The sequence below is a fragment of the Bradyrhizobium sp. 41S5 genome (genome assembly GCF_011516665.3).
Classification (GTDB): Bacteria; Pseudomonadota; Alphaproteobacteria; order Rhizobiales; family Xanthobacteraceae; genus Bradyrhizobium; species Bradyrhizobium quebecense.
Window position 1 is genome coordinate 7,995,715 of record NZ_CP083721.1, and the last position, 25,417, is coordinate 8,021,131.

Annotated in this window: 29 protein-coding genes and 1 pseudogene; 11 read left to right on the top strand and 19 right to left on the bottom strand. The window is 64.4% G+C overall.

Features of this window, described 5'->3' with window-relative positions; all coding sequences use genetic code 11:
• Positions 1 to 4 precede the first annotated feature (4 nt).
• Positions 5 to 1,774 (top strand): branched-chain amino acid ABC transporter ATP-binding protein/permease, encoded by a 1,770-nt coding sequence (locus HAP47_RS38305; protein ID WP_173640339.1) that lies wholly within the window; start codon positions 5 to 7, stop codon positions 1,772 to 1,774.
• Complete coding sequence (locus HAP47_RS38310) at positions 1,771 to 2,502, top strand: ABC transporter ATP-binding protein (RefSeq protein ID WP_173640338.1); 732 nt, start codon at positions 1,771 to 1,773, stop codon at positions 2,500 to 2,502. The genes HAP47_RS38305 and HAP47_RS38310 overlap by 4 nt, the downstream gene beginning before the upstream one ends.
• A 75-nt stretch (positions 2,503 to 2,577) precedes the next feature.
• Here the strand turns inward: HAP47_RS38310 and HAP47_RS38315 are convergent, their stop codons facing one another.
• The 9 genes from HAP47_RS38315 to HAP47_RS38355 form a co-directional block, all read right to left on the bottom strand.
• Complete coding sequence (locus tag HAP47_RS38315; RefSeq protein WP_173640337.1) at positions 2,578 to 3,729, bottom strand: ABC transporter substrate-binding protein; 1,152 nt, start codon at positions 3,727 to 3,729, stop codon at positions 2,578 to 2,580.
• Positions 3,730 to 3,832: 103 nt separating this feature from the next.
• Positions 3,833 to 4,252 carry an acyl-CoA thioesterase gene (locus HAP47_RS38320; RefSeq protein ID WP_095731507.1) on the bottom strand — a complete coding sequence of 140 codons (420 nt, stop codon included), beginning with the start codon at positions 4,250 to 4,252 and terminating at the stop codon, positions 3,833 to 3,835.
• A 63-nt stretch (positions 4,253 to 4,315) separates the two neighbouring features.
• On the bottom strand, positions 4,316 to 5,077 hold the full coding sequence (locus tag HAP47_RS38325) for an SDR family NAD(P)-dependent oxidoreductase (protein ID WP_176396253.1): 762 nt from the start codon (positions 5,075 to 5,077) through the stop codon (positions 4,316 to 4,318).
• Positions 5,078 to 5,097: 20 nt separating this feature from the next.
• Complete coding sequence (locus HAP47_RS38330) at positions 5,098 to 6,981, bottom strand: feruloyl-CoA synthase (protein WP_173640336.1); 1,884 nt, start codon at positions 6,979 to 6,981, stop codon at positions 5,098 to 5,100.
• Positions 6,978 to 7,772, bottom strand: coding sequence for a crotonase/enoyl-CoA hydratase family protein (locus tag HAP47_RS38335; RefSeq protein WP_173640335.1), 795 nt, complete (start codon positions 7,770 to 7,772; stop codon positions 6,978 to 6,980). Before HAP47_RS38335 ends, HAP47_RS38330 begins: the two co-directional genes overlap by 4 nt.
• 465 nt (positions 7,773 to 8,237) lie before the next feature.
• On the bottom strand, positions 8,238 to 8,699 hold the full coding sequence (locus HAP47_RS38340; protein ID WP_173640334.1) for a DUF3237 domain-containing protein: 462 nt from the start codon (positions 8,697 to 8,699) through the stop codon (positions 8,238 to 8,240).
• Positions 8,700 to 8,702: 3 nt separating this feature from the next.
• Positions 8,703 to 10,007 carry a TRAP transporter large permease gene (locus HAP47_RS38345; protein ID WP_173640752.1) on the bottom strand — a complete coding sequence of 435 codons (1,305 nt, stop codon included), beginning with the start codon at positions 10,005 to 10,007 and terminating at the stop codon, positions 8,703 to 8,705.
• A gap of 18 nt (positions 10,008 to 10,025) precedes the next feature.
• A complete protein-coding gene (locus HAP47_RS38350; protein ID WP_092126276.1) occupies positions 10,026 to 10,535 on the bottom strand; it encodes a TRAP transporter small permease in 510 nt (169 codons plus the stop codon).
• A gap of 229 nt (positions 10,536 to 10,764) precedes the next feature.
• A complete protein-coding gene (locus HAP47_RS38355) occupies positions 10,765 to 11,790 on the bottom strand; it encodes a TRAP transporter substrate-binding protein (protein WP_173640333.1) in 1,026 nt (341 codons plus the stop codon).
• A gap of 268 nt (positions 11,791 to 12,058) precedes the next feature.
• Here HAP47_RS38355 and pobA point away from each other — a divergent pair, with 268 nt between their 5' ends.
• Positions 12,059 to 13,228 (top strand): 4-hydroxybenzoate 3-monooxygenase, encoded by a 1,170-nt coding sequence (gene pobA, locus HAP47_RS38360; RefSeq protein ID WP_176396252.1) that lies wholly within the window; start codon positions 12,059 to 12,061, stop codon positions 13,226 to 13,228.
• Positions 13,229 to 13,469: 241 nt separating this feature from the next.
• Complete coding sequence (locus tag HAP47_RS38365) at positions 13,470 to 13,925, top strand: PaaI family thioesterase (RefSeq protein WP_173640332.1); 456 nt, start codon at positions 13,470 to 13,472, stop codon at positions 13,923 to 13,925.
• 10 nt (positions 13,926 to 13,935) lie between these two features.
• Here HAP47_RS38365 and HAP47_RS38370 read toward each other — a convergent pair whose 3' ends face one another.
• Positions 13,936 to 14,829 carry a LysR family transcriptional regulator gene (locus tag HAP47_RS38370; RefSeq protein ID WP_173640331.1) on the bottom strand — a complete coding sequence of 298 codons (894 nt, stop codon included), beginning with the start codon at positions 14,827 to 14,829 and terminating at the stop codon, positions 13,936 to 13,938.
• A 118-nt stretch (positions 14,830 to 14,947) separates the two neighbouring features.
• Here HAP47_RS38370 and HAP47_RS38375 point away from each other — a divergent pair, with 118 nt between their 5' ends.
• Positions 14,948 to 15,583: a pyridoxamine 5'-phosphate oxidase family protein gene (locus HAP47_RS38375; protein ID WP_173640330.1), complete on the top strand. Its 636-nt coding sequence runs from the start codon at positions 14,948 to 14,950 to the stop codon at positions 15,581 to 15,583.
• Here HAP47_RS38375 and HAP47_RS38380 read toward each other — a convergent pair.
• Together HAP47_RS38380 and HAP47_RS38385 are read right to left on the bottom strand one after the other, a co-directional pair.
• Positions 15,580 to 16,308 carry a glutathione S-transferase family protein gene (locus HAP47_RS38380; protein ID WP_173640329.1) on the bottom strand — a complete coding sequence of 243 codons (729 nt, stop codon included), beginning with the start codon at positions 16,306 to 16,308 and terminating at the stop codon, positions 15,580 to 15,582. The two genes, HAP47_RS38375 and HAP47_RS38380, sit on opposite strands and share 4 nt — an antisense overlap.
• Before the next feature lie 64 nt (positions 16,309 to 16,372).
• Positions 16,373 to 16,606 carry a hypothetical protein gene (locus HAP47_RS38385; RefSeq protein WP_173640328.1) on the bottom strand — a complete coding sequence of 78 codons (234 nt, stop codon included), beginning with the start codon at positions 16,604 to 16,606 and terminating at the stop codon, positions 16,373 to 16,375.
• A 193-nt stretch (positions 16,607 to 16,799) separates the two neighbouring features.
• On the opposite strand from HAP47_RS38385, the gene HAP47_RS38390 reads away from it, so the two are divergent.
• Both HAP47_RS38390 and HAP47_RS38395 read left to right on the top strand, forming a co-directional pair.
• Positions 16,800 to 17,498, top strand: coding sequence for a helix-turn-helix transcriptional regulator (locus tag HAP47_RS38390; protein WP_092119525.1), 699 nt, complete (start codon positions 16,800 to 16,802; stop codon positions 17,496 to 17,498).
• Complete coding sequence (locus tag HAP47_RS38395) at positions 17,498 to 17,833, top strand: YkgJ family cysteine cluster protein (RefSeq protein ID WP_173640327.1); 336 nt, start codon at positions 17,498 to 17,500, stop codon at positions 17,831 to 17,833. Before HAP47_RS38390 ends, HAP47_RS38395 begins: the two co-directional genes overlap by 1 nt.
• A 91-nt stretch (positions 17,834 to 17,924) precedes the next feature.
• Here HAP47_RS38395 and HAP47_RS38400 read toward each other — a convergent pair whose 3' ends face one another.
• Both HAP47_RS38400 and HAP47_RS38405 read right to left on the bottom strand, forming a co-directional pair.
• Positions 17,925 to 18,332: a hypothetical protein gene (locus tag HAP47_RS38400; RefSeq protein WP_173640326.1), complete on the bottom strand. Its 408-nt coding sequence runs from the start codon at positions 18,330 to 18,332 to the stop codon at positions 17,925 to 17,927.
• Positions 18,333 to 18,597: 265 nt separating this feature from the next.
• Positions 18,598 to 18,951, bottom strand: coding sequence for a DUF3307 domain-containing protein (locus tag HAP47_RS38405; protein ID WP_173640325.1), 354 nt, complete (start codon positions 18,949 to 18,951; stop codon positions 18,598 to 18,600).
• Between the two features lie 407 nt (positions 18,952 to 19,358).
• Here HAP47_RS38405 and HAP47_RS38410 point away from each other — a divergent pair, with 407 nt between their 5' ends.
• Positions 19,359 to 20,759 carry a TAXI family TRAP transporter solute-binding subunit gene (locus tag HAP47_RS38410; RefSeq protein ID WP_173640324.1) on the top strand — a complete coding sequence of 467 codons (1,401 nt, stop codon included), beginning with the start codon at positions 19,359 to 19,361 and terminating at the stop codon, positions 20,757 to 20,759.
• 107 nt (positions 20,760 to 20,866) lie between these two features.
• Here the strand turns inward: HAP47_RS38410 and HAP47_RS38415 are convergent.
• The 3 genes and pseudogenes from HAP47_RS38415 to HAP47_RS38425 form a co-directional block, all read right to left on the bottom strand.
• Positions 20,867 to 21,647: pseudogene (locus tag HAP47_RS38415) on the bottom strand (Crp/Fnr family transcriptional regulator).
• Between the two features lie 200 nt (positions 21,648 to 21,847).
• Complete coding sequence (locus HAP47_RS38420) at positions 21,848 to 22,210, bottom strand: PRC-barrel domain-containing protein (RefSeq protein WP_173640323.1); 363 nt, start codon at positions 22,208 to 22,210, stop codon at positions 21,848 to 21,850.
• 121 nt (positions 22,211 to 22,331) lie between these two features.
• Positions 22,332 to 22,538, bottom strand: coding sequence for a hypothetical protein (locus HAP47_RS38425; protein ID WP_173640322.1), 207 nt, complete (start codon positions 22,536 to 22,538; stop codon positions 22,332 to 22,334).
• Positions 22,539 to 22,824: 286 nt separating this feature from the next.
• Here HAP47_RS38425 and HAP47_RS38430 point away from each other — a divergent pair, with 286 nt between their 5' ends.
• The 3 genes from HAP47_RS38430 to HAP47_RS38440 are packed head-to-tail and all read left to right on the top strand — an operon-like array spanning position 22,825 to position 23,535.
• Entirely contained in the window at positions 22,825 to 23,016 is a 192-nt protein-coding gene (locus HAP47_RS38430) for a hypothetical protein (protein WP_173640321.1), read from the top strand.
• A gap of 34 nt (positions 23,017 to 23,050) precedes the next feature.
• Complete coding sequence (locus HAP47_RS38435; protein WP_173640320.1) at positions 23,051 to 23,266, top strand: hypothetical protein; 216 nt, start codon at positions 23,051 to 23,053, stop codon at positions 23,264 to 23,266.
• 47 nt (positions 23,267 to 23,313) lie between these two features.
• Positions 23,314 to 23,535, top strand: coding sequence for a hypothetical protein (locus tag HAP47_RS38440; protein ID WP_173640319.1), 222 nt, complete (start codon positions 23,314 to 23,316; stop codon positions 23,533 to 23,535).
• 192 nt (positions 23,536 to 23,727) lie between these two features.
• Here the strand turns inward: HAP47_RS38440 and HAP47_RS38445 are convergent, their stop codons facing one another.
• Together HAP47_RS38445 and HAP47_RS38450 are read right to left on the bottom strand one after the other, a co-directional pair.
• Complete coding sequence (locus HAP47_RS38445; protein WP_210285293.1) at positions 23,728 to 24,630, bottom strand: DUF6537 domain-containing protein; 903 nt, start codon at positions 24,628 to 24,630, stop codon at positions 23,728 to 23,730.
• The gene (locus HAP47_RS38450; protein WP_173640318.1) at positions 24,627 to 25,295 is read right to left on the bottom strand and encodes a Crp/Fnr family transcriptional regulator; all 669 of its coding nucleotides are present in this window, start codon (positions 25,293 to 25,295) and stop codon (positions 24,627 to 24,629) included. The genes HAP47_RS38445 and HAP47_RS38450 overlap by 4 nt, the downstream gene beginning before the upstream one ends.
• Between the last annotated feature and the right edge of the window lie 122 nt (positions 25,296 to 25,417).

The following is a 25,417-nucleotide window of genomic DNA, read 5'->3' on the forward strand; positions in this document are numbered from 1 at the left end:
CGCGATGACACAGCGCCTCCCTCTCATCATCTTCGCACTCGTGATGGCGGTGATCCCGCTTCTGCCGGGCATCCCGCCGTTCTGGATTGTGCTGCTCGACAATATCGGCCTCGCCGCGCTGGTCGCGATGGGGCTGGTACTGCTAACCGGCGTCGGCGGCCTCACCTCGTTCGGACAGGCCGCGTTCTGCGGCTTCGGCGCCTACACCACGGCGGTGCTGACCACCGCCTACGGCGTCTCGCCGTGGCTGACGCTGCCGGCTTCGCTCGTGGTCAGCGGCATTGCCGCCGTGCTGCTCGGCCTCGTCACGGTGCGGCTGTCAGGCCACTATCTGCCGCTCGGCACCATCGCCTGGGGCATCGGCCTGTTCTACCTGTTCAGCAAGCTCGAATTCCTCGGCCGCAACGACGGCATTTCGGGCATTCCGCCGCTCTCGATCGGCGCGTTCAAGATGCTGAGCCCGGACACGATCTATTACGCGATCTGGGTCGCAGTGCTGTTCTCCGCGCTCCTGACCATGAACCTGCTGGATTCCCGCACCGGCCGCGCCATCCGCGCCTTGCGCCGCGGCCATATCGCAGCCGAGGCGTTCGGCGTGCAGACGCCGCGCGCCAAGCTGCTGGTGTTCATCTATGCCGCGGTGCTGGCCGGCCTGTCCGGCTGGCTCTACGCGCATTTCCAGCGCGCCGCCAACCCGACGCCGTTCGGCGCGCAGGCCGGCATCGAGTACCTGTTCATCGCGGTCGTCGGCGGCGCCGGTTACGTGTGGGGCGGCGTGCTCGGCGCCGGCATCGTCGTGATCCTCAAGGAGGTGCTGCAGAGCTACCTGCCCTACATCTTCGGCGGCCAGAGCCAGCTCGAGACCATCGTGTTCGGCATCATGCTGGTGCTGCTGTTGCAGCTCGCACCGCAGGGCGTCTGGCCTTGGCTGATGTCGCGCCTGCCGTTCAAGCCGACCCGCAAGACGCCGGACACATCCGTGAAGCTGGAACACCGAGAGCGGGCGGCGGGAACGTCCCCGGTGCTGCTGCACATCGACAAGGCGCGCAAACAGTTCGGCGGCGTGCTCGCGGTGAACGACGTCTCCTTCGACGTCAACGCCCGCGAGATCGTCGCGCTGATCGGCCCGAACGGCGCCGGCAAGAGCACGACCTTCAACCTGATCACCGGCGTCCTGGCCGCAACCAGCGGCAAGATCGCCGTGCAGGGCAAGGAGGTCGCGAACGCCCCGCCGCAGGAGGTGGTCAAGCTCGGCGTCGCCCGCACGTTCCAGCACGTCAAGCTGGTGCCCGACATGACCGTGCTGGAGAACGTCGCGATCGGCGCGCATCTGCGCGGCAATTCCGGCGCGATCTCCAGCATGCTGCGGCTCGACCGCACTGATGAGGCGAAGCTGCTGGCGGAAGCCGCGCGTCAGATCGAACGAGTCGGCCTGTCCGACCAGATCGACCAGCTCGCGGGTTCGCTGTCGCTCGGCCAGCAACGCATCGTCGAGATTGCGCGTGCACTGTGCGTCGATCCGACGTTGCTGCTGCTCGATGAACCGGCGGCCGGGCTGCGCCACATGGAGAAGCAGCGGCTGGCCGCGCTGCTCCGGCAATTGCGCGACGGCGGCATGTCGGTGCTGCTGGTCGAGCACGATATGGGGTTCGTGATGGATCTCGCCGACCGCATCGTGGTGCTCGATTTCGGCACCAAGATCGCCGAAGGCACGCCGGCTGCGATCAAGCGCAACCCCGACGTGATCAAGGCCTATCTCGGAGCCGCCGCATGAGTGCGCTGCTATCGGTGACCGACGTCCATATCGCCTACGGCAAGGTCGAGGCCGTGCGCGGCGTCTCGCTCGACGTCGCCGACAACGAGATCGTCACCATCATCGGCGCCAACGGCGCCGGCAAGACCACGCTGCTCAATGCCATCATGGGCGTGCTGCCGCTGCGGGGCCGCACCACCTTCGCCGGCGTCGACATGGCGTCGCTCGATATCGAGGACCGCGTCGCGACAGGCCTGAGCCTGGTGCCCGAGCATCGCGAGTTGTTCGGCACCATGAATGTCGAGGACAATCTCGAGCTCGGCGCCTTCCGGATCACGAAGGCAACCGCAGCACGCTCGCTGGAGCGGGTCTACACGCTGTTTCCGCGGCTCAAGGAGCGGCGCAGGCAGCTCGCCGGCACGCTGTCCGGCGGTGAGCAGCAGATGCTGGCGATGGGCCGCGCGCTGATGGGCGCGCCGAAATTGCTGATGCTGGACGAGCCGAGCCTCGGCCTCGCCCCGATCATCGTCGCCGACATCTTCCGCATCGTCGGCGAGCTCCGCGCAGCCGGCGTCTCGGTGCTGCTGGTCGAGCAGAACGCCCAGGCCGCGCTGCAGATCGCCGACCGCGCCTATGTGATGGAGCTCGGCGAGTTCGTGCTTAGCGGCTCCGCGAAGGACATTGCCGCCAACAAGGGCGTCGCCGCCAGCTATCTCGGCTTCCACCTCGAGGGCGAGAGCGCGATCTAGGCGCCATCGCCCCGCTCATGAAAAGCCGGCCCCTCATCGGGACCGGCTGCTTCGTTTCCGCGGATCGCGACCAGCTCACATTGCCGGGACGTATTTGCCGTCCTTGACCGTCAGCAGGATGCGCGAACGGTCGTCGAGGCCGTAGCGGTCCTTTTCGGTCCAGTTGTAGACGCCCTGGGACGCGACGATCTCCTTCTCGGAGATGAAGGCCTGGCGGATCGCCTCGCGGAATTCCGGCGTGCCGGGCTTGGCGGTCTTCAGCGCCGTCGGGATGATGCGCTTCAGCACCTCGAAGGCGTCATAGGAATGGCCGGCGAACTGGCTGCGGCTGTTGGCGCCGTACTTGGCTTCATAGGCCGCGTTCAGCGTCAGGCCCGGCTTCTTGGTCAGCGCGCTGTCGGGCTGGGTTTCCGGCGACATCACCGGGCCGGCCGACATGATGACGCCTTCCGCGGACGCTCCCGCAATGCGGATGAAGTCCATCGTGGCGGCACCGTGGGTCTGGTAGATCAGGCCCTTGTAGCCGCGCTCGCGCAGCGCAGTCTGCGGCAGCGCCGCGGCGGTGCCGGAGGCGCCGACCAGGATGGCATCGGGATTGGCGGCGACGAGCTTCAGCACCTGGCCCGCGACCGACGTATCCGGACGCGCGAAGCGCTCCTCATCGGTCATGGTCAGGCCCATCGGCACGGCCTGCGCCTTGAAGTCGTTGACCCAGAGATCGCCGTAGGAATCCGAATAGCCGATATAGCCGACGGTCTTGATGTTGTGCGCCTTCATGTGCTCGTAGAGCACCTTGCCCATGATCGGAATCGACTGCGGCAGGTCGACCGACCATTTTGCGCGGGCCTCGTTGATCGGGAACGGCGCGAGGCCGAGATGCGGGATGCCGGCCTCGTTGGCGACCGTCGAGACCGCGATCGTCGTCGGCGTGATGCAGGAGCCCATGATGATGTCGGCCTTGGACTCGGTGACGAAGCGCCGCGTATTGGTGGTCGCAGCCGTCGGATCGCCGGCGTCGTCGAGCACGATCAGCTTCAGCGGCACGCCGCCGATCTCCTTCGGCACGAAATCGAGCGCGTTGCGCTCGGGGATGCCGAGCGCCGCGGCGGGGCCCGTGGTCGAGATCGAGATGCCGATGGTGATTTCATTGGTCTGCGCCAGTGCGGGCGCTGCAGGCAGCGCGAAAACAGCTGCAAGCGCCACGGCGGCGAGAGTGACCTTCCTCATTCATTCCTCCCTGCGGATATGTTTTTTGGGTTTAAACCAGTTTTGCGGGCCAATTCAGCCCCTTCTTTAGGTCATGAGGGGCCGCAAGTCAGCCCTGAACAAGTCAGCCCTTCATGAAGCGGTCGATGACCTCCTGCGGAAATGGCGCCGATTTCAGCCTGGCGGGATCGTCGGGGTGGCGGCCGACCAGCACCCTTGTCTCGAACGCCTCGATCGCCAAGGCCTCGCCCTTGAACACGCGGTGCACCACTTCGAAGCTCGAGCGCTTGATGCTCTCGATCCGGCTCTCGATGGTGATCCAGTCGCCATGGGTCGACGGGATGTGGAATTTCGCCCGCGTGTCGACCATGGGAATGCCGACCAGGCCGTATTTGTGGACGAGATCCTGCTTCGAGCAACCGGCCGCTTCGAACATGATCGAGGTCGAGTCGTCGAACATCGCGAAGTAGCGCGGGTAGTAGACGATGTTGGCGGGGTCGCAATCGCCCCACTGGATCTGCACGTCGCGCCGATTGACGAACATGGTCTATCCTCGATTGAGCGGGATCGATCCGGAAGCGCGTTTTGCGCTCTTCCGGATCATGCTTCAGCGTGGCGCCATCCGGAGCGCGGCATCGAGCCGCACCACTTCGCCGTTCAGATAGGGATTGTCGATCATGTGCAGCACCAGCGAGGCGAACTCGTCGGCCTGCCCCAGCCGGCGCGGGAACGGGATCGCGGCGGCGAGCGAGTCCTGCGCCTCCTGCGGCAGGCCGGCCAGCAAGGGGGTCATGAACAGGCCGGGCGCGATGGTCAGCACGCGAATGCCGAACTGCGCGAGCTCGCGCGCGATCGGCAAGGTCATCGCAACGATGCCGCCCTTGGAGGCCGAATAGCCCGCCTGCCCGATCTGGCCGTCATAGGCCGCGACCGACGCCGTCGAGATCACGACACCGCGCTCGCCGGTCGCGAGCGGCTCGAGCTTCGACATCTCGGCGGTCGCAAGCCGCAGCATGTTGAAGGAGCCGATCAGATTGACCTTGATCACCTTGTCGAAGTCGGCGAGCGCCATCGGCCCTTCGCGCCCGATCACGCGCTTGGCCACCCCGATGCCGGCACAGTTCACCAGCACCCGCGCCGGGCCATGCGCCTTGGTGGCCGCAGCGACCGCGGCTTCGGCGGCCGCTGCATCGGCCACGTCGCAGACAACAGGAATGCCGCCGATCTCGGCGGCGACGCTCTCGGCGAGCTTGGCGTTGAGGTCGCAGACCGCGACCTTGACGCCCTGCGCGGCCAGCCGGCGCGCGGTCGCCGCGCCCAATCCCGATGCACCGCCGGTGACGATGGCGGCCTGGTCCTTCAACTGCATGGTATTCTCTCCTTGAATGGTCAGGCGAGTTTGATCACCGATGCCGGCGGCACCGGCGCATAGAGCGCTTCGATGATGTCAGTGCGATGCTCCAGCACCGCACGCTGGTTGATCGAGCCCTTGTCGGTGACCTCGCCGCGATCGATCGACAGCGGCGCGTCGAGCAGGATCGCCCGCGCGATCCGGTTCGACGAGCCGGTGGCGCCGGCAAGGACCCGCGCGAAACGTTCGCGGAAGGCAGCGCGCACCAAGGGATCATTAGCCGCGGCCGCGATGTCGCCAGAGGCAAGCGCTGGATTGATCAGCCGGCAGCCATCGAGATCGAGGATCACGATCGCCGCCAGTTCGTCGCGGTTGATTCCCGCGATCACGACGTCGCGCACCAGCGGCGCGCAGGTGCCGACGAAGCGCGCCCGCAACGGACCGACGCTGACCCAGGTGCCGCTTGCGAGCTTGAAATCCTCGGCGATGCGGCCGTCGAAATCGAACCTGGCATCGAGATCGACGGCGTTGGCGGGCTTCAGCGCATCGCCGAACTTGTAGAAGCCTTCCTCGTCGAACGCCTTGGCGGTCAGTTCGGGCTGCCGCCAATAGCCGGGCGTCACGTTCGGACCCTTGGCGCGCACCTCGAGCTTGCCGTTGTTCGGCACCAGCTTCGCATCATTTCCAGACACCGGAAGACCGACATGGCCGGAGCGGCTGGTATCGGGCCGCACCGACATGAAGAACGGCGAGGTCTCGGTGGCACCGAGCCCGGTCAGCATCGGGACGCGATAGCCCTTCTCCTGCACCGCGAGCGCATCGAGGCTGTTCCAGATGAACGGCGACAGCGCGGCGCCCGAGAAGAACATCGCATGCAGCCGGTCGAAGAATTTCGCCCGCAAGTCTCCATCGTCGCGCAGATATGGCAGCAGCGATTCATAGCCCTTGGGCACGTTGAAATAGACCGTCGGCGAGATCTCGCGCAGGTTACGCACGGTCTCCTCGATGCCGCCGGGCAGCGGCTTGCCTTCATCGAGATACATCGAGCCGCCGTTATAGAGCGTCAGCCCGACATTGTGGTTGCCGCCGAACGTATGATTCCACGGCAGCCAGTCGACGATCACAGGCGGCTCGTCCTTCAGGAACGCCAATGTCTCACGCAGCATCACCTGGTTGGCGCAGATCATGCGCTGGGTGTTGATGACGGCCTTGGGATTGCCGGTCGAGCCCGACGTCAGCAGGAATTTTGCGATGGTATCCGGACCGATCGCGGAATGGGTCGCGTCGAGGCCCGGATCTTCCGGCGCCGCCATCAGATCGGCGAGTTGCGTCACCTCGCGGCCGGGCACGGTCCCGCGGCTTGCCGCGATCTCGACAACGGGGCCGACATTGGCGCGCAGGGCGTCGGCAAATTTGTCGGCGTCGTCGACGAAGACGAGGCCTGGCGTCAAAAGCTTGATGACGAAGCTGAGCTTCCCGTAGTCGCGCGACACCAGCGAATAGGCCGGCGAGACCGGACAGAACGGAATGCCGGCATAGAGCGCGCCGAGCGCGATCAGCGCGTGATCGATTGAATTGCCCGACAGGATCACGATCGGCCGATCGGCCGACAGCCCGCGCGCGATCAGGGCCGAGGCGATGCGCCGCGTGGCCTCGAGCAATTGCGCATAGGTGATCCGGCGCCAACCGCTGCCGGCTGCACGTTCGGCCATGAACACACGGCTCGGCTCGGCCGCTGCCCAATGATGCAGGCGGTCGGTGAGGCGAGCGGGAAAGTCTGCGAGCTTGAGCTTCGGGCGAACATAGATCGTGCCGTCGTCGCGGCGCTCGACGGTGACGTCGGGATTGCCGAACGAGATCGGGCGCAGCGGATGCGCACTCGCAGGGGACGAAGACGCAGATATATCAGCCTTGGCGCTCATGTCGGCTTCACCTTGGCGGTCTTGCGATCCAGAAAGGCACGGATGCGCTTCTTGGCTTCCTTGTCGCTCTGCGCCACCGTCGCCATCAGCGATTCCATCAAGAGGCCGGTCTGCGGATTGGCCTCGGCGATCATCGGCAGCGCCTGCAACACTGCGAAGTTGGTCAGCGGCGCGTTGGCGGCAACGCGCTCGGCAAGCTCCAGCGCTTTCGGCAACGCGCCGTCGGCCTCGGTGAGATATTGCGAGAAGCCGTAGGCTGCGCCCTCGGTCGCCGAATAGACCCGGCCGGTCAGCATCATGTCCGCCATCCTGGGCACACCGATCAGGCGCGGCAGCCGCACCGATCCGCCGCCGCCGACGAAGATGCCGCGCTGGCCCTCGGGCAGCGCGAAATAGGCCGACGGCTCGGCGACCCGGATATGCGCCGCGCAGGCAAGCTCCAGCCCGCCACCGATCACCGCGCCCTTCAGCGCGGCGATCACCGGCACGCGGCAATACTGGATGCGGTCGAACACGCGGTGCCACATCTGGGAATGCGCCAGACCCTCGGTGGCGTCGCGCTCGGTCAGTTCGGAGAGATCGAGGCCGGACGAGAAATGATCCCCGACACCATGGATGACGACGGCGCCGACCGCGTCCGGAATCGCGGAAAAGCAGTCCCGCAGCGCCAGGATGATGCCGTCATTGAGCGCATTGCGCTTGGCGGGCCGGTTGAGCCCGACGGTCAGCACCGCCCCTCGCGTCTCGATCCTGAGCAGCGAGGCATCACCCGCGTCGGCTGCGTTTCCCATGGAATTATTGCTTCCTGTTCAGAATAGTTATATTTTATAACTATCATCGCAGGAGTCAAGACGGGACGCGTTCGAGACGTCTGGGACAGCGGCCCGCCTTGCGATCGCGCATGACTGCCGATCCTGTCATCCCCGCGCAAAGGCGAGCCCTTGTCGCTGGAGATGCGAGCGCAGCGAGCCTCGAAGGACGTACGGCCCGGTTGGTGGCCGTCGACCCTTCGAGACGGCCGCTGCGCGGCCTCCTCAGGGTGATGGTGATGGAGTTGGTACGCGCGACTCCCTCCATCCGTCGTCCCTGCGAAAGCAGGGACCTATAACCACCGCATTCGGTGATGAGCGGGATCGCGGACCAAGCGTCGTGCACCAATTGATATTTGGGGTGATGGGCCCTGGCTTTCGCCAGGACGACGCCGGATGTGTTGCGCGAGGTGTGAATCTCGCAGATGGGACGAGCAAGTGGGCGAGCTACAACACCTGATGCACGTCGATCACGACGCGGTCGGCGTGGCGGGCGGCGGAGCCTATGAAGATATGCTCCATCAGCCAGCGGTACTTTTCGGCGCCGGTTTCGAATTTCGGCACGGTGCGGAAATAGATCAGCTTCGGGTCGACCGGTTCGCCGCGCTTGAGCTTCTCGAGCAGATCGACCGGCCCGAAGCGGATGCCCTTGTTCTCGACATAGACGACGGCGCCGTCGTCGGTCTCGAAGGCATATTTTGCCTCCAGCTCGATCAGCTCGCTGGGCCGGATGATCTGGAAGTCGGCGCCGAACGGCAGCACCTTGCCGTTGACAGTCTCGCCCCTCACCTCGCCGCCGACGATCGGAATGATGCGGCGCACGCCGGTGCCGATGTCGCCGGCGGAGGTCACCTCCGCGATCCGGGCGGTGATGGTGAAGACGTATCTGGTCTGAAGCTCAGGCAACATGGATTACCCTATCATGCGCTGCGGCAGCCAGGTCGCGAGCAGCGGGAACAGGATCAGGATCCCCAGCCGGATCAGATCCGTGATCACGAACGGCAGCACGCCGACAAAGATCGTCGACATGTTGACGTCCTTGATCACGCTCTTGATCACGAACACGTTCATGCCGACCGGCGGATGGATCAGGCCAAGTTCCACCGTCATGACGATGATGATGCCGAACCAGATCGGATCGAAGCCGAGCGCGGTCACCACGGGAAACACGATCGGCACGGTGAGGATCACCATCGCCATCGCGTCCATCAGGCAGCCGAGCACCAGATACATCAGGAGGATCAGCGCCAGCACACCGTAGGGGCCGATGCCAAGCCCGGTGAGGAATTCGGTGACGTTCTGCGGCGTCTGGGTGATGGTGAGGAAATAGCCGAAGCAGAGCGCGCCGATCAGCACCGTGAACACCGCCGCCGCGGTGCGCGTCGCCTGCAGCAGCGATTGCAGGATGCCGTCCCTGGTCAGCTTGCCCCTGAGAATGCCGATGATGAAGGCACCGACCGCGCCCACCGCGCCCGCTTCGGTCGGGACGAAGAAGCCGCCATAGAGGCCGCCGATCACGAACAGGAACAACAGCAGCGGCGACCAGACGTCGCGCATAGCCATGGCGCGCTCATGCCACGACGCCTTCTTGCCTGCCGGCAAGAAGCCCGGCCGCGTCACGCCGATGATGCCGATCGTGATCATGTGCATCAGGATCGCGAGCAGGCCCGGCACCACGCCGGCGATGAACAGCTTGCCGATATCCTGCTGGGTGATGATGCCGTACACCGCGAGCACGGTGGATGGCGGCAGCATCGCCCCGAGTGTGCCGCCGACCGCGATCACGCCGGTCGAGAACGATTGCGGATAGCCGAAGCGACGCATCTCGGGATAGGCCACCGCCGAGAAGGTCGCGGCGGTCGCAACCGACGAGCCCGAGATCGCGGCAAAGCCGCCGCAGGCGGCGATGGTCGCAATGCCGAGCCCGCCCTTCCAGTGGCCGACGAAGGTGTTGGCGGCGCGGAACAGCTCGCGGCTGATGCCGGAGACGGACACGAAGGCGCCCATCAGCAGGAACATCGGGATCACGCCGAAGGAATAATCCGTCACCGTGCGCATCGTGGTCTGGCCGACCAGCTTCAGCGCCGGAGCGAAGCCGGTGAGATAGCCGAAGCCGGTGATGCCGACGAGGCCCATCGCCATGCCGACGGGCACACGCAGCAGCATCAGCGCGAACAGGCAGACGAATCCGATGACGGCGACGGCCTCGGGACTCAAATCGAGACTCATGGCCGTCTACTCCGCGGTCTTGATCTTGGCATCGTGGATATCTTCCGGATGGAAGATCAGCCGGTAGGTGCGGATCGCGATCAGCAGCACCGCGGAGACGTCACCGAGCCACGACACCAGGAAGAACGGCCAGACCGGCACGCCGAGATCCATCGTGACGATGTGGCTGTTCCGGGTGTCGATCACCTTGTCGACCAGCGTATAGGTCTGCACCGTCACGACGAACAGCAGCACCAGCGTCGCGAAGATGTCGATCCAGCGCTGATAGCGCGGCGAGGCATTGGCCCAGACCAGATCCACGGTGATATGGGTGCCGCGATAGCTCGTCGCCGCGATGCCCCAGAAGATCAGGATGCCGAGCAGGAACTGGCCGAAATTGTAGTAGTCGGGGATCGTCACCGAGAAGAACTTGCGCATGAACACCGCGGTGAAAGTGTTGAGCGCGACGACGCCGACGAAGAAGGCCGCCACCCATTCGATCGAATCGATGAAGCGGTCCATGAAATTCTTGCGCACCGGCTCGGGAGGACCGATGATCGCGCCGTCCTGGGAAACTTCGGCAGATTGCGTCATGCGTTGCTTCGATGAGCTCCCTCGCCCCGCTCTTGCGGGGAGAGGGTTGGGGTGAGTGGCGGCTTCCACGAGTGGTGAATGCGGTGAGACCTGTACCCCTCACCCGAATCGCATCTGACGATGCGATCCGACCTCTCCCCGCAAGCTGGGAGAGGTGAAGGGGTAGCGCAAATCAGATCCCCGCCTCGTACTTCTTCAGCGTGGCCTGCAGATCGGCCTCGATCTTCTCCGCATCGCCACCGGCCTTCTTCACGGCCTCGGCCCAGCTGTCGCGCAGCGGCTTGACCGCCTTCTTCCACTCGGCGAGCTGATCTGGGGTCAGCGGATAGACCTCATGGCCTTGCAGCGCCTTCATCTTGATGCGGCCGTTGGCTTCGAAATCGGTCCAGGGATCGGTGACCTTGGAGGCCCATTCCGGCGTGCAATGATCGTCGATCACCTTCTTCTGGGCGTCCGACATCGCATTATATTTGGCGAGGTTGATGTTGTAGGTGAACACCGTCGTGTAGAGCGGCACGTCCATGTGGTACTTCACCACCTTGTCGATGCCGAACAGAAAGATCGATCCCCAGGGGAAGGTGATCTCGTCGGCGACGCCGCGCTCGATCGCGTCGCGAGATTCCGGGGCGGAGGCCTGCACATTGGTGCCGCCGAACATCTTCACCATCTCGCCGATGGTGCTCTGCGCCGGTCGCACCTTCACGCCGGAGAGGTCGCTCGGCAGCAGGATCTTCTTCTTGCCGTGCAGCGCGCCCGGATCGTGGATGAAGGCGAAGCAGAGCTTGGTGTCCTTCATCTCGGTCGGCGCGTATTTGTGGTACCACTCGTTCAGCGCCAGCGTGCCCTTCTTGCCGTCCGAGAACACGAACGGGAGCTGGCCTGCGGCCGCGATCGGGAACCGGCCGGGCTGATAGCCGGGATTGACATAGGTGACGTCGGCGATGCCGTCGCGCGCCATGTCGTAATGGTCGAATGCCTTGCCGAGCTGCTCGGACGGAAACACGGTGACCTTGATGGTGCCGCCCGATGCCTTTTCGATGTCGGCGGCCCAGGCCTGCGTCGCCGGCACCAGCGGATGGGCCGGCGGCACCCAGAGCGACACTTTGAGATTGACGGTCTTGTCCTGCGCCTGCGAAGGACCTGCGGCCGGCACGACGGCGGCGGCTGCCATCAGCAGCGCCAACAAACTCTTCCTCATCACCTCTCCTCCTCTCCAGGACGGGCTTCGTGCCCGGTCTCATTACTTAACATGTTATCTAATTCGCGCGGATATTCAAGACGAAATCCGAGGTCCGGGCGCCCCGTCGCACCCCGGCCCCTCCGGCATCTTGCGCTGCGGCGAACGCAGGTCCCGCCCAAATCCGTCTTGCCAAAACTGTTATATGATATAGTTGCCTTGGCAAGTTGATGGCGACCGCCCGGCGCGGGCGCCTGCTGAAAGCCTATCCGATCGGGAGGAGCAGGTGTTGCGGACAAAAGTAGCAATCATAGGCGCAGGTCCGGCCGGACTGTTGCTTGGGCAACTACTTCATACTTTCGGCGTAGACAACGTCATTCTGGAGCGGCAGACGCCGGATTACGTGCTGGGGCGGATCCGCGCCGGCCTGCTCGAGGAAGGCACCGTGTCGCTGCTCGACAGCGTCGGCGCGGGCGCCCGGCTGCACCAGGAAGGCCTGGTTCATCACGGCGTCGAGCTGGCGTTCGGGGGGGCGCGACACCGCATCGACATGCATGCGGCGACCGGCAAGACCGTGACCATCTACGGCCAGACCGAGGTCACGCTCGATCTGATGAACGCCCGTAAGGCAGCCGGCCTGACCTCGGTCTACTCCGCCGCCGACGTCACGCCACACGATTTCGACACCGATCATCCGCGCGTCACCTACGTCAAGGACGGCGTCACCCACGAGATCGCCTGCGATTTCATCGCCGGCTGCGACGGCTTCCACGGCGTCAGCCGCGCCAGCGTGCCGGCGTCGGCGATCACCAGCTACGAACGGGTGTATCCATTCGGCTGGCTCGGCATCCTCTCGGAGACGCCGCCGGTCTCGCCGGAGCTGATCTACAACAACCACGCGCGCGGCTTTGCGCTCTGCACGATGCGCTCGACGCATCGCAGCCGCTATTACGTGCAGTGCCCGCTCGACGATCATGTCGATCAATGGTCCGACGAGCGGTTCTGGGATGAATTGAAGCGGCGCCTCGACCAGAAGGCCGCCGACGAGATCATCACCGGCCCGTCGATCGAAAAGAGCATCGCGCCCTTGCGCAGCTTCGTCGCCGAACCGATGCGGTTCGGCCGGATGTTCCTGGCCGGCGACGCCTCGCACATCGTGCCGCCGACCGGCGCCAAGGGGCTGAACCTTGCGGCCAGCGACGTGCATTATTTGTCACAGGCACTGCGCGAATATTACGACGAGAAATCCTCTGATGGCCTCGACGGCTATTCGGCGAAAGCGCTGGCGCGGGTCTGGAAGGCGGTGCGCTTCTCCTGGTGGATGACCTCGATGCTGCACAAATTTCCCGACGAGGGCGAATTCGCCGCGCGCATCCAGATCGCCGAGCTCGACTACCTCGTCAGTTCGAAGGCGGCGTCGGCCTCGCTGTCGGAGAATTATGTGGGGCTGCCGTTCTAGATCGGTCGCTGTTTTTTTGTCGAGCGATCTGGCCGTTATGCCCTCAGCTGTCATACCCCGTGCATGCGGGGATCCAGTCCGCCGTGGCCTCTCCGGACGATGACGGCGAGAGATGATGCGGCGACAGGCCGGAGCCACATTCAAACACCCCTGCAAATCCCGTTTAAAACTTTGTAGGCGGTGAAACCGCGGTCGACATCGCATTCAATGGCGTCAACGCAACGCCATGCACGAGATTCAGATGACTACCGATACGCAAATCGCCCCGGACATTCCCCAAGATGTCCCCGAGGGCTTCGAGCCGCTGTTCCGCAAGAGCCCGCTCACCGAGCCCTGGGAGCCGCTGTACCAAAAGAAGACCGAGCGGTCCGTCATCATCGGCCTGCGGCTGGCGAGGCCGCACACCAACGGCCGCGGCCTGATCCATGGCGGGCTGATCGCCGCCCTTGCCGACAACGCGATGGGCTATAGCTGCGGCCAGGCGACCGGCTGGACGACCTCGTATGTGACGATCTCGCTCACGGTCGATTTCGTCGGCTCCGCCAATGTCGGGCAGTGGCTCGCGATCGAGAGCGACGTGATCAAGACCGGCAGCACGATCTGCTTCGCACAGAGTCTGATCAAGGCCGACGGCGTGACGATCGCTCGCGCCAGCGGCACGTTCCGCGTGGTGCCGAAGAAGGCGCCGGCGAGCTAAACGTCTCGCGCTAGCCGAAATGCCAATCGGTGATCTCGGCGACGAGATCGATGAAGGTCCGAACCTTGGCCGACAACAGCCGCGTCGTCGGATAGACCACGTGGATCGGCACCGCCGGCTGCTCGAACTCGGCGAGCACGATCCTGAGCCGCCGCGCCTTCAGTGATTCGGCGGCCTGGTAGGCCATCACCCGCGTCAGCCCGCCGTCCTGCTCGGCGTATTGGATGGCGGCATCAGAGCTGTTGCTGGTGAAGCGCGGCGTCGGCGTGATGCGGATCTCCTGGCCGTCCTCCATGAAGCGCCAGTCCGGCGTCGCGGTCATCGCGCCGAACTGGATGGTGTCGTGGGCGGAGAGGTCGGCCGGCCGCTTCGGCTCGCCGCGGAGCTTGAGGTAGCCGGCCGAGGCCACGACGATCCGGCGCATCTGGCCGACATGGCGCGCCACCAGCGTCGAGTCCGGGAGATGCCCGATCCTGACCGCGAGGTCGACGCCGTCTTCGACGAGGTTGATCCGGCGGTCCGACAGCCGCAAGTCGACGCCAACATCGGGATAGCGCTTCAGGTAAGCGGTCACGACCGGGCTGACATGCAGCCTCCCGAAGCCGAAGGGCGCCGAGATCACCAGCCGGCCTTCGGGGCGGGTGCGCTCGCTCTCCACCGCGTCCTCGGCCTCCTCGACATCGGCAAGGATCCGCCGCGCCCGCTCCAGATAGCGCGAGCCGGCGTCGGTCAGCGTCACCTGCCGCGTGGTCCGCTGCAAGAGCCGCGCACCGAGCCGCTCCTCCAGCGCCGCGATCAGCCGCGTGATGGCGGATGGCGACAGGCCGAGCTTGCGGGCAGCGGGGGCAAACCCCTCAAGGTCCGCCACCGCGACGAAGGCCTGCATGGCATCGATCCGGTCCATGACACTATTGCATAATCGGCAACAGTTAAGTGTCAATTCCCAAGATTGCCTAAGATCCGGAAATGCCCATGTTACGGTCTGAGGACGGCCGCTTTGTCGCCCGTGGCGGGAGACCCAGATGTCAGACGTTCGCAGCTATTCGAGCGATGTCGGGTTCACCCCGGCAGTAAAGGAAATCCAGACCCGCAAGGGGTCGCGCGCGACCTATGCCGAGGTCGAGGCCCATGGCGGCTGGCAAACCGAGGTCGACGAGAGCCTCGCCGCTTTCCTCGCCAACACCGACAGCTTCTATCTCGCCACCGCCTCGGCCGGGGGTCAGCCCTACATCCAGCATCGCGGCGGGCCGAAGGGCTTCATCAAGGTGCTCGACAAACACACCATCGCGTTCGCCGATTATAGCGGCAACCGGCAGTTCATCACCCAGGGCAATCTCACGGAGAACCCGAAGGCGTATATCTTCGTCATGAATTACGCGTACCGGCAGCGGGTGAAGATCTGGGGCGAGGCGCAAGTGGTGGAAGACGATCCGGCGCTGACGCGGTCGCTGATGCCGCAGGGCTATCGCGCGCGACCTGAGCAGGTGATCCTGTTCAAGGTCGCGGCGTGGGACACCAACTGCCCGCAGCACATCCCACAGAAGTTCGACGCGGCCGATGTGGCCAGCGCGCTTGCCTCACGCGACCAGCGCATCGCTGAACTCGAGGCGGAGCTCGCCGCATTGAAGGGCGAGCCCGCTCCTGCCCCGGCCGGCTAGGCCGCCTGCTGCAGCGGCGCCCACGCGAATTCCGGATAATATTGCTGCATCATCCGGCCGACATAGGCGGTGAGATTGTCGAATTTCTCGGTGCGCTCGCGCAGCGGCGAATCGAAGAACGGCGTCAGGATTCCCGCCAGCGCGCCGAACGCGGTGGCGTCGGTGCCGCATGGGGCGTTGCCCATCAGATAGGGCTTGTCGCCGAGTTGCACCGACAGCGCAAACAGCGAGCGGAGCGCGAGATCGACATCCTCGTCGGGGCCGTGGCGGCCAAGCCCGCTCAGCAGATAGTTCTCGGCGACGCGGAACTGGGCGTCTTCGCGCATTTTGTCGCGCAGGTGATCGGGCGCGCCGTCGAAGAAATGCGCAGGTCCCTTGGCGAAATTGGTGTCGTCGACCCAGCGCGCGCCGACCAGCGCCCAGTAGACGTGGTGCTCGATCATGCGCTCGAAGGCCCAGGCCTGCGCGCGCGCCTGCAGGCTCAGCGGCGCGTCGAAATCGAAGCCATATTTGCCCTCGATATGGGCGCGGATGAAGGTCGAATCGGCAATCGTCTCGCCGTCATCGGCGATGAACGGCAGCTGGCCCTTGGGAGAGGCCGGCGGCATCGCCTTCTCCTTGCGATAGTCGAGCCCGGCCATCTTGAGCTGGACCTCGGTCTTGGTCACGAAGGGGCTGATTTCCGGCAAGCCGAAACCCGTGCCAAAGCCAAAAAGCGTAATCATATGAAGCTCCCGATCGCCTGTGGTCGTGAATTGAAGCTAGCCGCCCCCTGCTGCCAGCATGGTGTCAGCAGTAGTGGCATTCACTGTCGAGCGGGCCGACCGGCGCGAGGCGGCGAACCGCCTCGCGAACGCGCCTGACCAGCCGTGCCCGCCCGTAGGACCAGGCTGCGCTGATGGACTGAGCGACCAGCGCGACGAGGGCCCAGCGCAGGTCGCCGGAGGTGGAGTAGACCGTGACCAATTGTTCCAGCGCGAAGCTCTGGGCCTGCCGGAAACCGAGTTCATCAAGATTCGTCATGGACAAATTCCCTTCACTTGAGGTGTTGTCCTGATATAGCCCCCACCTGCTGCCAACATGCTGTCAGCAGCAGTGACAGGGGGCGCGAAAAGCCGACGCGCCGAGACACTGCGAGACCCGTCAAGATACTCGTCAAGACAGCTGCCAAAACACTGCTAAGACACCCGCCAAGAGAGCGACCAAGAGAATTGCCATGAGACGCGCCGACCGGCTGTTTCAGATCATCCAGGTGCTCCGCCGCACCCGTAAGCCTTTGACCGCGGACGCGATCGCAGCCGAACTCGAGACATCGAAGCGGACCATCTATCGCGACATCGCCAGCCTGATCGAGCAGCGAGTGCCGATCCGCGGCGAGGCCGGCATGGGCTACATCCTGGAGAAGGGCTTTGACCTGCCGCCCTTGATGCTGACACCCGACGAGATCGAGGCCTGCGTGCTCGGCGCGCAATGGGTGGTCGGTCACGCCGATCCGGCGCTGGCGCGCGCGGCCGAGGACCTGATGGCCAAGATCGCCGAGACCGTGCCCGACCGGCTGCGGCCGTTCGTGCTCGAGCCGGCGAGCCGCGCCCGCTCCGCCTGGAACCGGGAGCCCGACCGCATCGACATGGTCAGGACCCGCAGCCAGATCCACGAAGGCAAGAAGATCACGCTCAACTATCGCGACGAGCACGGCCGCGACTCTGAGCGCACGATCTGGCCGATCGCGGTCGGCTATCACGAGGCGGTGCGGCTGCTCGCCGCCTGGTGCGAGCTGCGCAAGGATTTTCGCAGCTTCCGCACCGACCGCGTGGTCACCGCGATCTATCACGACGAGAAATATCCGGAGCGGCGCGACCTGCTCAGGGCGCGCTGGCGGCGCAGCCTGGTGTGGGAAGCACCGAGGGACACCTGATGACCGGCAACGCGATCGACGCGACGGACGCGAGCCCCTGTCAGTCCTGCGGCGCCTGCTGCAGCTATTCGGTGAACTGGCCGCGCTTCACCGTGGAAGACGACGCGCAGCTCGATCTGATCCCAGCGCAATTCGTCAACGCGCGGCAATCAGGGATGCGCTGCGAGGGTGACCGCTGCTCTGCTCTGTCAGGCCGGGTCGGAGAGGCAACGCGCTGCGAGGTCTATGCGGTGCGGCCGGAGGTGTGCCGAACCTGTCTGCCGGGCGACGCAGAATGCGCAATGGCGCGGCGCCGGCACGGGCTGCCGCTCATCCCGAGCGCGCAGCCGAATTGAGCACGACTCTTTTATTTGCGCATGATCTCCGCGCAAACGCGTTCCGCGCTTGTCGCGAGGGAATACCGGTTTCCACTTTTCCGGATCATGCTTAAACCGTCACAGTCACCGTCTCGCTGACGTCCTCGTCGTCGAGTTCGTCATCGACAACAGGCGCAAAGCTCGACAGCGGCTTGGTCGACAGCGTGATCGGCTTGCGGCCGCCATGCGACACGGTCGCGGCCCGGGCCGGCTCACGCGACAGCGCGTACAGCGTCGACCCGACGCGGCCGCCGGAATTGACCAGCTCCCATTCGCTGCAGCTCGACGCAATCGCCACCGCGAGTGCGTGCAGGTGGCTGCGGCGATAGCAGAACAGCGCGAGCATCGCCCTGACGTCGGGCGCGACATTGGCAACCAGCAGCGTAAGCCCGTTCGGATTGGCGCGGTACATCTGGCCGAGCAGGTCGTCCGCAACTGGGCAGGCATCGTTCTCGAACGCGTCGCGGCTTGAAAACATTTGCAAATCCCCCTCAATCGGGAAGATGCCGCGCAATCCTCTAACGAAAGGTTAACCACGGCCTCCGGTCGCCTCCAGGGGCCCTTGCCCGTTGCACGCGAATCACATCCGCCCGCCGCTGGAGCGTTTCCAGGCGAAGCGGATACCGGCTCGCGTGGGGAAGACGCGTCAAGACAAGAACCCGAGCCCCGTTCCGATTCGATCGGAGCGAAAGCGGCTCTGGCGGCCCATCATGGAAATGTGGGAAGAAGCGTGCGCGCGCCGCTCAGTTCGCGGCCATGTAGATCGACAGCGCGAATCCGGTGAGGTGGTGCAGCGCCTGGTCGACCCCGATCAGCGTCCAGAACCAGGGATGGCCGGACTCCAGCGTCACGCCGAAATGCGAGGCGCAGATGCCCTTGCAGCGATCGACGATGATGTGGATCACGAAGTCGACGAAGGCGACGTACCAGAAGCGTGGCGCCACCACCAGGATCAGCGCCAGCGCGACCGCGAGATGGACCAGGCAATGCGCAAGCAGCGGTATGGCCCAGCCGGTCTTCTGGTCCTTGCCGATCGCCATCCAGGCGTTCTGCAGCATGAAGTCGGCGATGATGTGCTTTGCGGTGAGAAGCAACATCCATCCCACCAGGGCACCAACCGACACCGACGATGACATGGAAGGAAACAACAAGCTGACGCCCTTTTACTTCGATGAGTGTGATTGCAAGAAATCCGGGTCAGGCCGTCAGCACGATTCCGCAAAGCGGAGCTTGTCTCATTTATGACATCTCCGGCGGCGGAATGCACCTGCGGCCCCTCGAAAATCACATCTGGGTTCGGGCGTCGATAGTGGCGATGGTCATGTGGCATCGCGGCGCAGGTCAACAGGGATTAAGGTTACGGCGGGTGGCCGGTTTGCATTCCCGCCCGGGAGGTATATCGTCGGCGGCATAGGAAATTTTCTTTCTTTTATAGTCATTTACGGCTTCACCGGGCAGCGCCGCGCCGTTGCGGCAAGGGGCGGTCCCGGACGGGTGATCAGCCATGAGTGCCGAAGCCCCCGCGCCTTCGCCAGTGTTGCCGCGACCACGCCCTCCGGTCGCCAAAAGCAACCGCGCGCAGATCATCATCTTCACCATGCTGACGCTGTTCTTGAGCGCGATCACCGTGGTCGGCGGCCGGGTCTGGCTGCGCAATTCGGAAACGCTGGTGTTCGCGGTCGGCGATGCCAACGGCCCGGAGGCCAAGTTCGCCGCCCGCCTCGCCACCGTGCTGAAGAACAATTCGTCGCGGCTGCGGCTGAAGATCGCGCCGAACCCCGACAACGCCAAGGCGCTGGCGCAGTTCGATCGCCGCGCAGCAACGCTTGCGATCCTGCGCACCGACGCGAAGGTGCCGGCTCGCGCCCGCGCCATCGCGATCCTCGAGCATGACGTGGTGCTGGTGCTGAGCCCCGGCGGCAGGAAGATCAAGTCGCTGATCGAATTGAAGAGGAAGAAGATCGCAGTCGTCGGCGACGGCGAGAACAGCGTCAATTTCGTCCGCAGCGCGCTGGAGATTTCCGACAGCCCGGATGCTGCGCAGCGGGTGCAGCAGCCGCCGCCGAAAACGCCGCTCGACAAGCTGTTCGCTTCGGGCTTCGCCGCCGTGGTCGTGATCGAGCATGCCTCGAAGATCATCAAGGACAAGACCTACGAGCAATATGCAAAGCGCGCCGGCGGCTTCACCTTGAACGCGATCGACGAGGCCAAGGCACTGGCGCGCAAATACCCGGCGATCTCGGAGGAGACGGTCTCGACCGGCATGCTGTCGTCCTCGCCGGCGATCCCCGACGACGACGTCGACACCATCGGACTGGAATGGCTGCTGGTGGCGCAATCCTGGATGCCTGCGACGACGGCGGCCGAGCTCGCTCGCATCGTCTATGAGAACAAGTCCGAGCTCGCGCTCGACGACGGCTTCGCCTCCAAGATCGAGCCGGCGGCGACCGACAAGGACGCCTTCATCGTCGCCCATCAGGGCGCGGCCGAATACATCAACGACGATACCAAATCGTTCATGGATCGCTACAGCGACGTGATGTATCTCGGCGCCGCCGCCCTCAGCATCATCGGCTCGATCTTCGCTGCGATCTTTACCAAGATCACCCGCGTCGCGCCGGAGAAGGCCAGCGAACTGGCGGGCCGGGTCCTCGACATCGGCGAGCGCGTCGAGCACACCACCTGCGCCGAACATCTCGACGAATTGCAGGACGAGCTCGAGGCGATCCTGCGCGGCGCGGTGATCGGCTTGCGCGACGGCATCGTTTCCAGCGACGGCCTCGACACCTTCAAGCTCGGCTACGAGCTGGTCCGCGACGAGATCGCGCTACGCCGCGACTATCTCAAGCGCCACCCGCCGGCAGTCGATGACAATCTCGTGGTGGTGAAGACCGCGAACGGGTGAAGGCGGCTGCGCCACATACGCCGGTGTCGTCCTGGCGAAGGGCGGGACGACACCGGTATGTTGAGCGACCTGTGAATCATGCATCCGCGTTCCCGCGACATGCCCGATCACCCCGCCGCGGCGTCGGTCATCCCGACCGCATCGAGCTGCCGCCCCTCATGGTCCATATGCAGATAGTTCGGGTTGAACAGGCCTGCCCGCATCAACCGATCGAGATTGGGGACGGCCAGGGTCTTTCCCTTGAGCACGATCAGGCCGTCAGCGCGCAGCTCTTGCAAAGTCCTGTTGACGTGGACCTTGGAGAGCCCGGTGGCGTCGGCGAGGTCACCCTGGGTCAGCGGGAAGTCGCAGCTGTTGCCCTGGGTCAGACCGGCCAGCCGCAAACGAAGCCATATCTCGCAGAGCAGATGGGCCATCCGCTCGAGCGCCGTGCGCTGGCCGAGGCTCATGGTCCATTCGCGCTGGATCGCGGCATTGACCAGGGTTTCCCACCAGAACGCGGTGACGATGCGCGGATGTTCGGCTGCGACCTTGTCGAAGAATTCGCGGGAGAGGTCGGCGATCGACACCGCGGTGATGGTGCCGATCGAATGATCCATCTCGCGCAGGATAATGATCCATCTCGCGCAGGATGAAGACGTTCACGTCGCAGATATCACCGGGCAGGAAGAACGACACCACCTGACGCCGGCCGTCCTCGAGCTGCTTGTAGCGGTAGGCCCAGCCGGACAGGATCAGGTGGACGTCTTTCGGCTTCTCGCCTTCGCGGACGATATCGACGCGCGGCCCGAAGTGGCGGACGCGCTCGCTCGACGCGCGATTGAGGACGGCATGGTCAACCGGCGAAAGCCGTACGAACTGCTCCAATTTCCGGACTAGCGACGCCAACGACATTGGTCTCCCCGGCTATCTAATCGAGTAACCGCCGGGCCGATTTCAATAACGTATGTTACATTGCACAGCTATTGACGTAAGTTCACTAGTGTACAGACGCCGGAAGCCGTAGCGGCTACGTCCTCAAGCGCCGTACAGTTCAGCCCGAAGGCCCGCGCCTCTTCAAGCGTGGGACCTCCGGGATTCGTCGCCGCTCAGACGAGCGGCACGCCGTAGTAATCATCCACCGCGCGTGTGCGGCCGATATCGGCCCAATTCCAGTCTCGCTCGCTGCCGTATTTCGGCGCTCCGCGCAGCTGGTCCTCGGTCACGCCGGTGACATAACCGCCCAGCCTGGTGTCGTACTTGAGCGACTGCCAGGGCAACGGATAATGGTCGTTGCCAAGCCCGAGGATGCCGCCGAAGCCGAGCACGGCGTAAGACACCCGTCCGCTCTGCTTGTCGATCATCACGCGCTCGATCGAGCCGATCTTGCGCTCGTCCGATCCATAGACCGCGGTGCCCTCGACCTTGTCGCTGCCGATCAGGTTTCCGACCTCTTTCTCGTCCATCGCCATGTCAGTTCTCCATTGATGTCCCAAGGCTCGATTGATGTCCCAAGGCTCGCAAGGCCAACGGTGAAGCCGGACCGTCGTTCCTGCCGCATTGCCGCACTTGCTGCACAGCAAAATGCTTGTTTCAGCCCGTTGGAGGATCGCCGCGATCGTCTGATGTCATGCCGGAGCCCGGCGTCTTGTCGGGGTCGTTCAGTTTCGGATCACGCGTCGCTTCGCGCGTCGGCAGCTTTCGGGGCTCGGTCCTGTGAGCGCTCTGCGCCCGCTCCTTGTCGACCGGCTGCTCCTGACCCTTGTCATCCTTGACGATACCGTGATTGGAATGTGGCATTGCTAAACTCCCTGGCTGATACCCTCGAAGCTATGCGGGCCCCGGCGATGAAATTCGCCGAGGCCCGTCACCGGAGTGGTCCACCGCTTTTCGGGGAGCAAAGCAGCGAACGCTTGATGTTACGCAGTGCGCCGAAGATCGTTCCTGCGATCGCATGATCGATCTTGCGATCTCAAGATCGCACTTGCGATCTTTCGGCGTGATTTTTCAATTCGCCCGATGTCATGGGTTAACGACGGCCTCCGGGCAACATGCCAAAAATTGCTGGTTCCAGTTCGGAGGTGGCATGATCAAGAAGAAACGCAACAGGGCGCGTCCCCCCGGATCGTTCGAGGACCGCCTGCAAAAATTTGCCGAAGATTCGCGCATCGCAGCCCGCAAGCTGCCGCCGGGACGGGAACGCGAAATGCTGATGAAGAAAGCCAGACAAACCGAGACGGTGATGGAAGTCAGTGATTGGCTGACGCTCCGCAAATAGCCGCGCCGGACACCGGTCCATAGGGAGGGCCGCGATGATCGAGGAGAGATTCGACTCACGTACGCTCGCCGTCATGAATTTTGCGCTGGATCGCGTATGCGCCGATGCGCTGCACGGCGAGGAACACGACACCCGCAAGCGCATTGCCAGATACATCATCAAGTGCGCCAAGAGCGGCAGGACGACGCTCCCCGAGCTTATCGAGGCCGGGCAGCAGGCGCTGGCCAAAGTTGCCGCCGCGGCGGAATAGCCGCCGCAACCTGCCCTGCTCTCGGCCTTGGGCAGAGGCAGCTGCGCATGCGCATTGCAATCAGCATCGGCCCGCTGGTCCTCATGGCCGCCGTCGGCGCCTACGCGTTTGAAGGCTTGATGGTGCCTGATGCACCGGTACCGAACTACGGCATCGTCATGTTCACGATCGGGGTCACCCTGCTGGTCGCGGTCGGCGTCGGCCCGATGGGCCTGCTGTTCTATTCCAGCCGCCGCGGCTACGACGAGCCGCCGCACATCAAGCGGTAGGTCCGTTCCCCGATGATGGCTACAGAGGATTGCGGGGCGGTCAGTCCCCGCGCAAAGGCTTCGCCCTTGTCGCTGGAGGTGCGAGCGCAGCGAGCCTCGAAGGATGCACCGCCATAGTCAGACCGTCGCCCCTTCGAGACGCGCGCAAGAGCGCGCTCCTCAGGGGTGACGGTGAGAGAGTGGTTTCGAATCCTATTGCGCCGCCGGCACCCGCGCGCGAATCTCGGCGACCTTGCGCTTCAGCGACGCCTGCCGCGGATCGGGCATGATGGCGGCGCGTGCCTCGGTGATGGCGGCGGCAAGATCGGGAAGCGCGAGCACGCCGTCGAAGGTCGGCTTGACGAGCCCGTCGATGATCACGTGCCAGTCCGCGATGCCCTGGCGATAGGGATCGCCGTAGCCCTGGATCATGGTCGCGGTCTGCACGATCGCTGAGGCCGCGCCCGGCTGCTTGGTCAGGCTGCGGTCGATCATGTGCAGCCAGCGCTCGACCCAGATCCGCTCCTTGGCATAACGCCCCGAGAACAGCCGCCAGCGCTTCAGGCCCGCCTCGATCCTGAGCCGGCGAATGCTGAAGGGGGTGTTGGCGCTGAAGCGGATCGAGACCCGACGGCGGCGCCAGCCGAACTGGTCAAGCACGGCAAGCACCGGATCGGCGACCATCGCAGGCAAGGCGTCGACCAACTCGTCGAGGCGGAGCTTCTTGACATCGTCGGCCGAGCGCGCCGCAAGGCCGCCCGCCGCATTGACTTCGCCGAGCTTGAGCTGCGCGATGCGGATCGCGTCCTCATAGGCCATGCGCTCGGCCATCAGCCGCGCGATCTCCGCAAGCAGGGCGTCGTCAACGCCGCGGCGGCCGACGAAGCGCTTGAGCCGGTCGATATAGAGCTGGGCGTAGCTCGTGCTCTGATAGGCGATCAACAGATCGATGGCCTCGATGACCGCGGGCCCGAGGTGGTCCGGGCAAGCGTCGGGTAGCACCGGTGGCCCCTCGTCCTCATCGCCGATGATATCGGCAAACAGGTAACGAAGCGAGGCCAGCAGACTGTCGTCATCCGGCACTGCGGCGCCTCCAGAACTCGTCGCAGGACTCATGCAGGTTTTGGCTCCACGACCTGTGGGGTGGCGTACTGCGCGAGCCGCTGCTCGAGCGTCTCGATATTCTGGAACAGGCGGGCGCTGGCCAGACGCAGGAAGTAGAAGCCGAACGCCGGGTTCTGAACGTAAAGCTGCTCGACCTGGTCATAGGTCACCGACAGCACCACGCCGGTTTCGACGCACTCCAGCGTCTGGGTTCGCGTGTTCGACGGCGACAGCATGCCGAACTCGCCGACGAGGGCGCCGACCGGCAGCTCGATGCCGGATTCGACCAGGCGAAAGCGGCCGCTGACAATGTAGAACATGCTGTCGGCCTTCTCGTCCTTGTAGAACAGGACTTCGCCCGCCGTGCATTTGCGCTCGGTGGTGAACGGCCTCAGCCAATCCATCGACAGGTCGCTGTTGACCGATTTCTTCACGTTGCGGACCAGTTGCAGCATCTGGTGCAGCCGATAGGTGTTCACCGGCAGCAGCACGGCATGCAGGATCAGCGTCGCGTAATTATGGGTCGGGACGGCGGTCGCGATCAGGATGATGTTGGTCAGGATGGCGAAGACGCGCAACGGGATCATGGTCCGCATCGACAGCGTGGCGACCACGAAGATCGATGCAAAGAAACTGCCGGCGGCGCCGGCGTGCTCCGCGAGATGTGAGGTATCCATCGGAAACCAACCAATTTCTCAAGAAGTGAACAAGATCGCCTTATTAGTCGCTTCATTCCGGCCAAGGTCGCATTGGTGACCAGCATCCCTGATATACGGTGAAAAAGCGACGATTTGTCTGA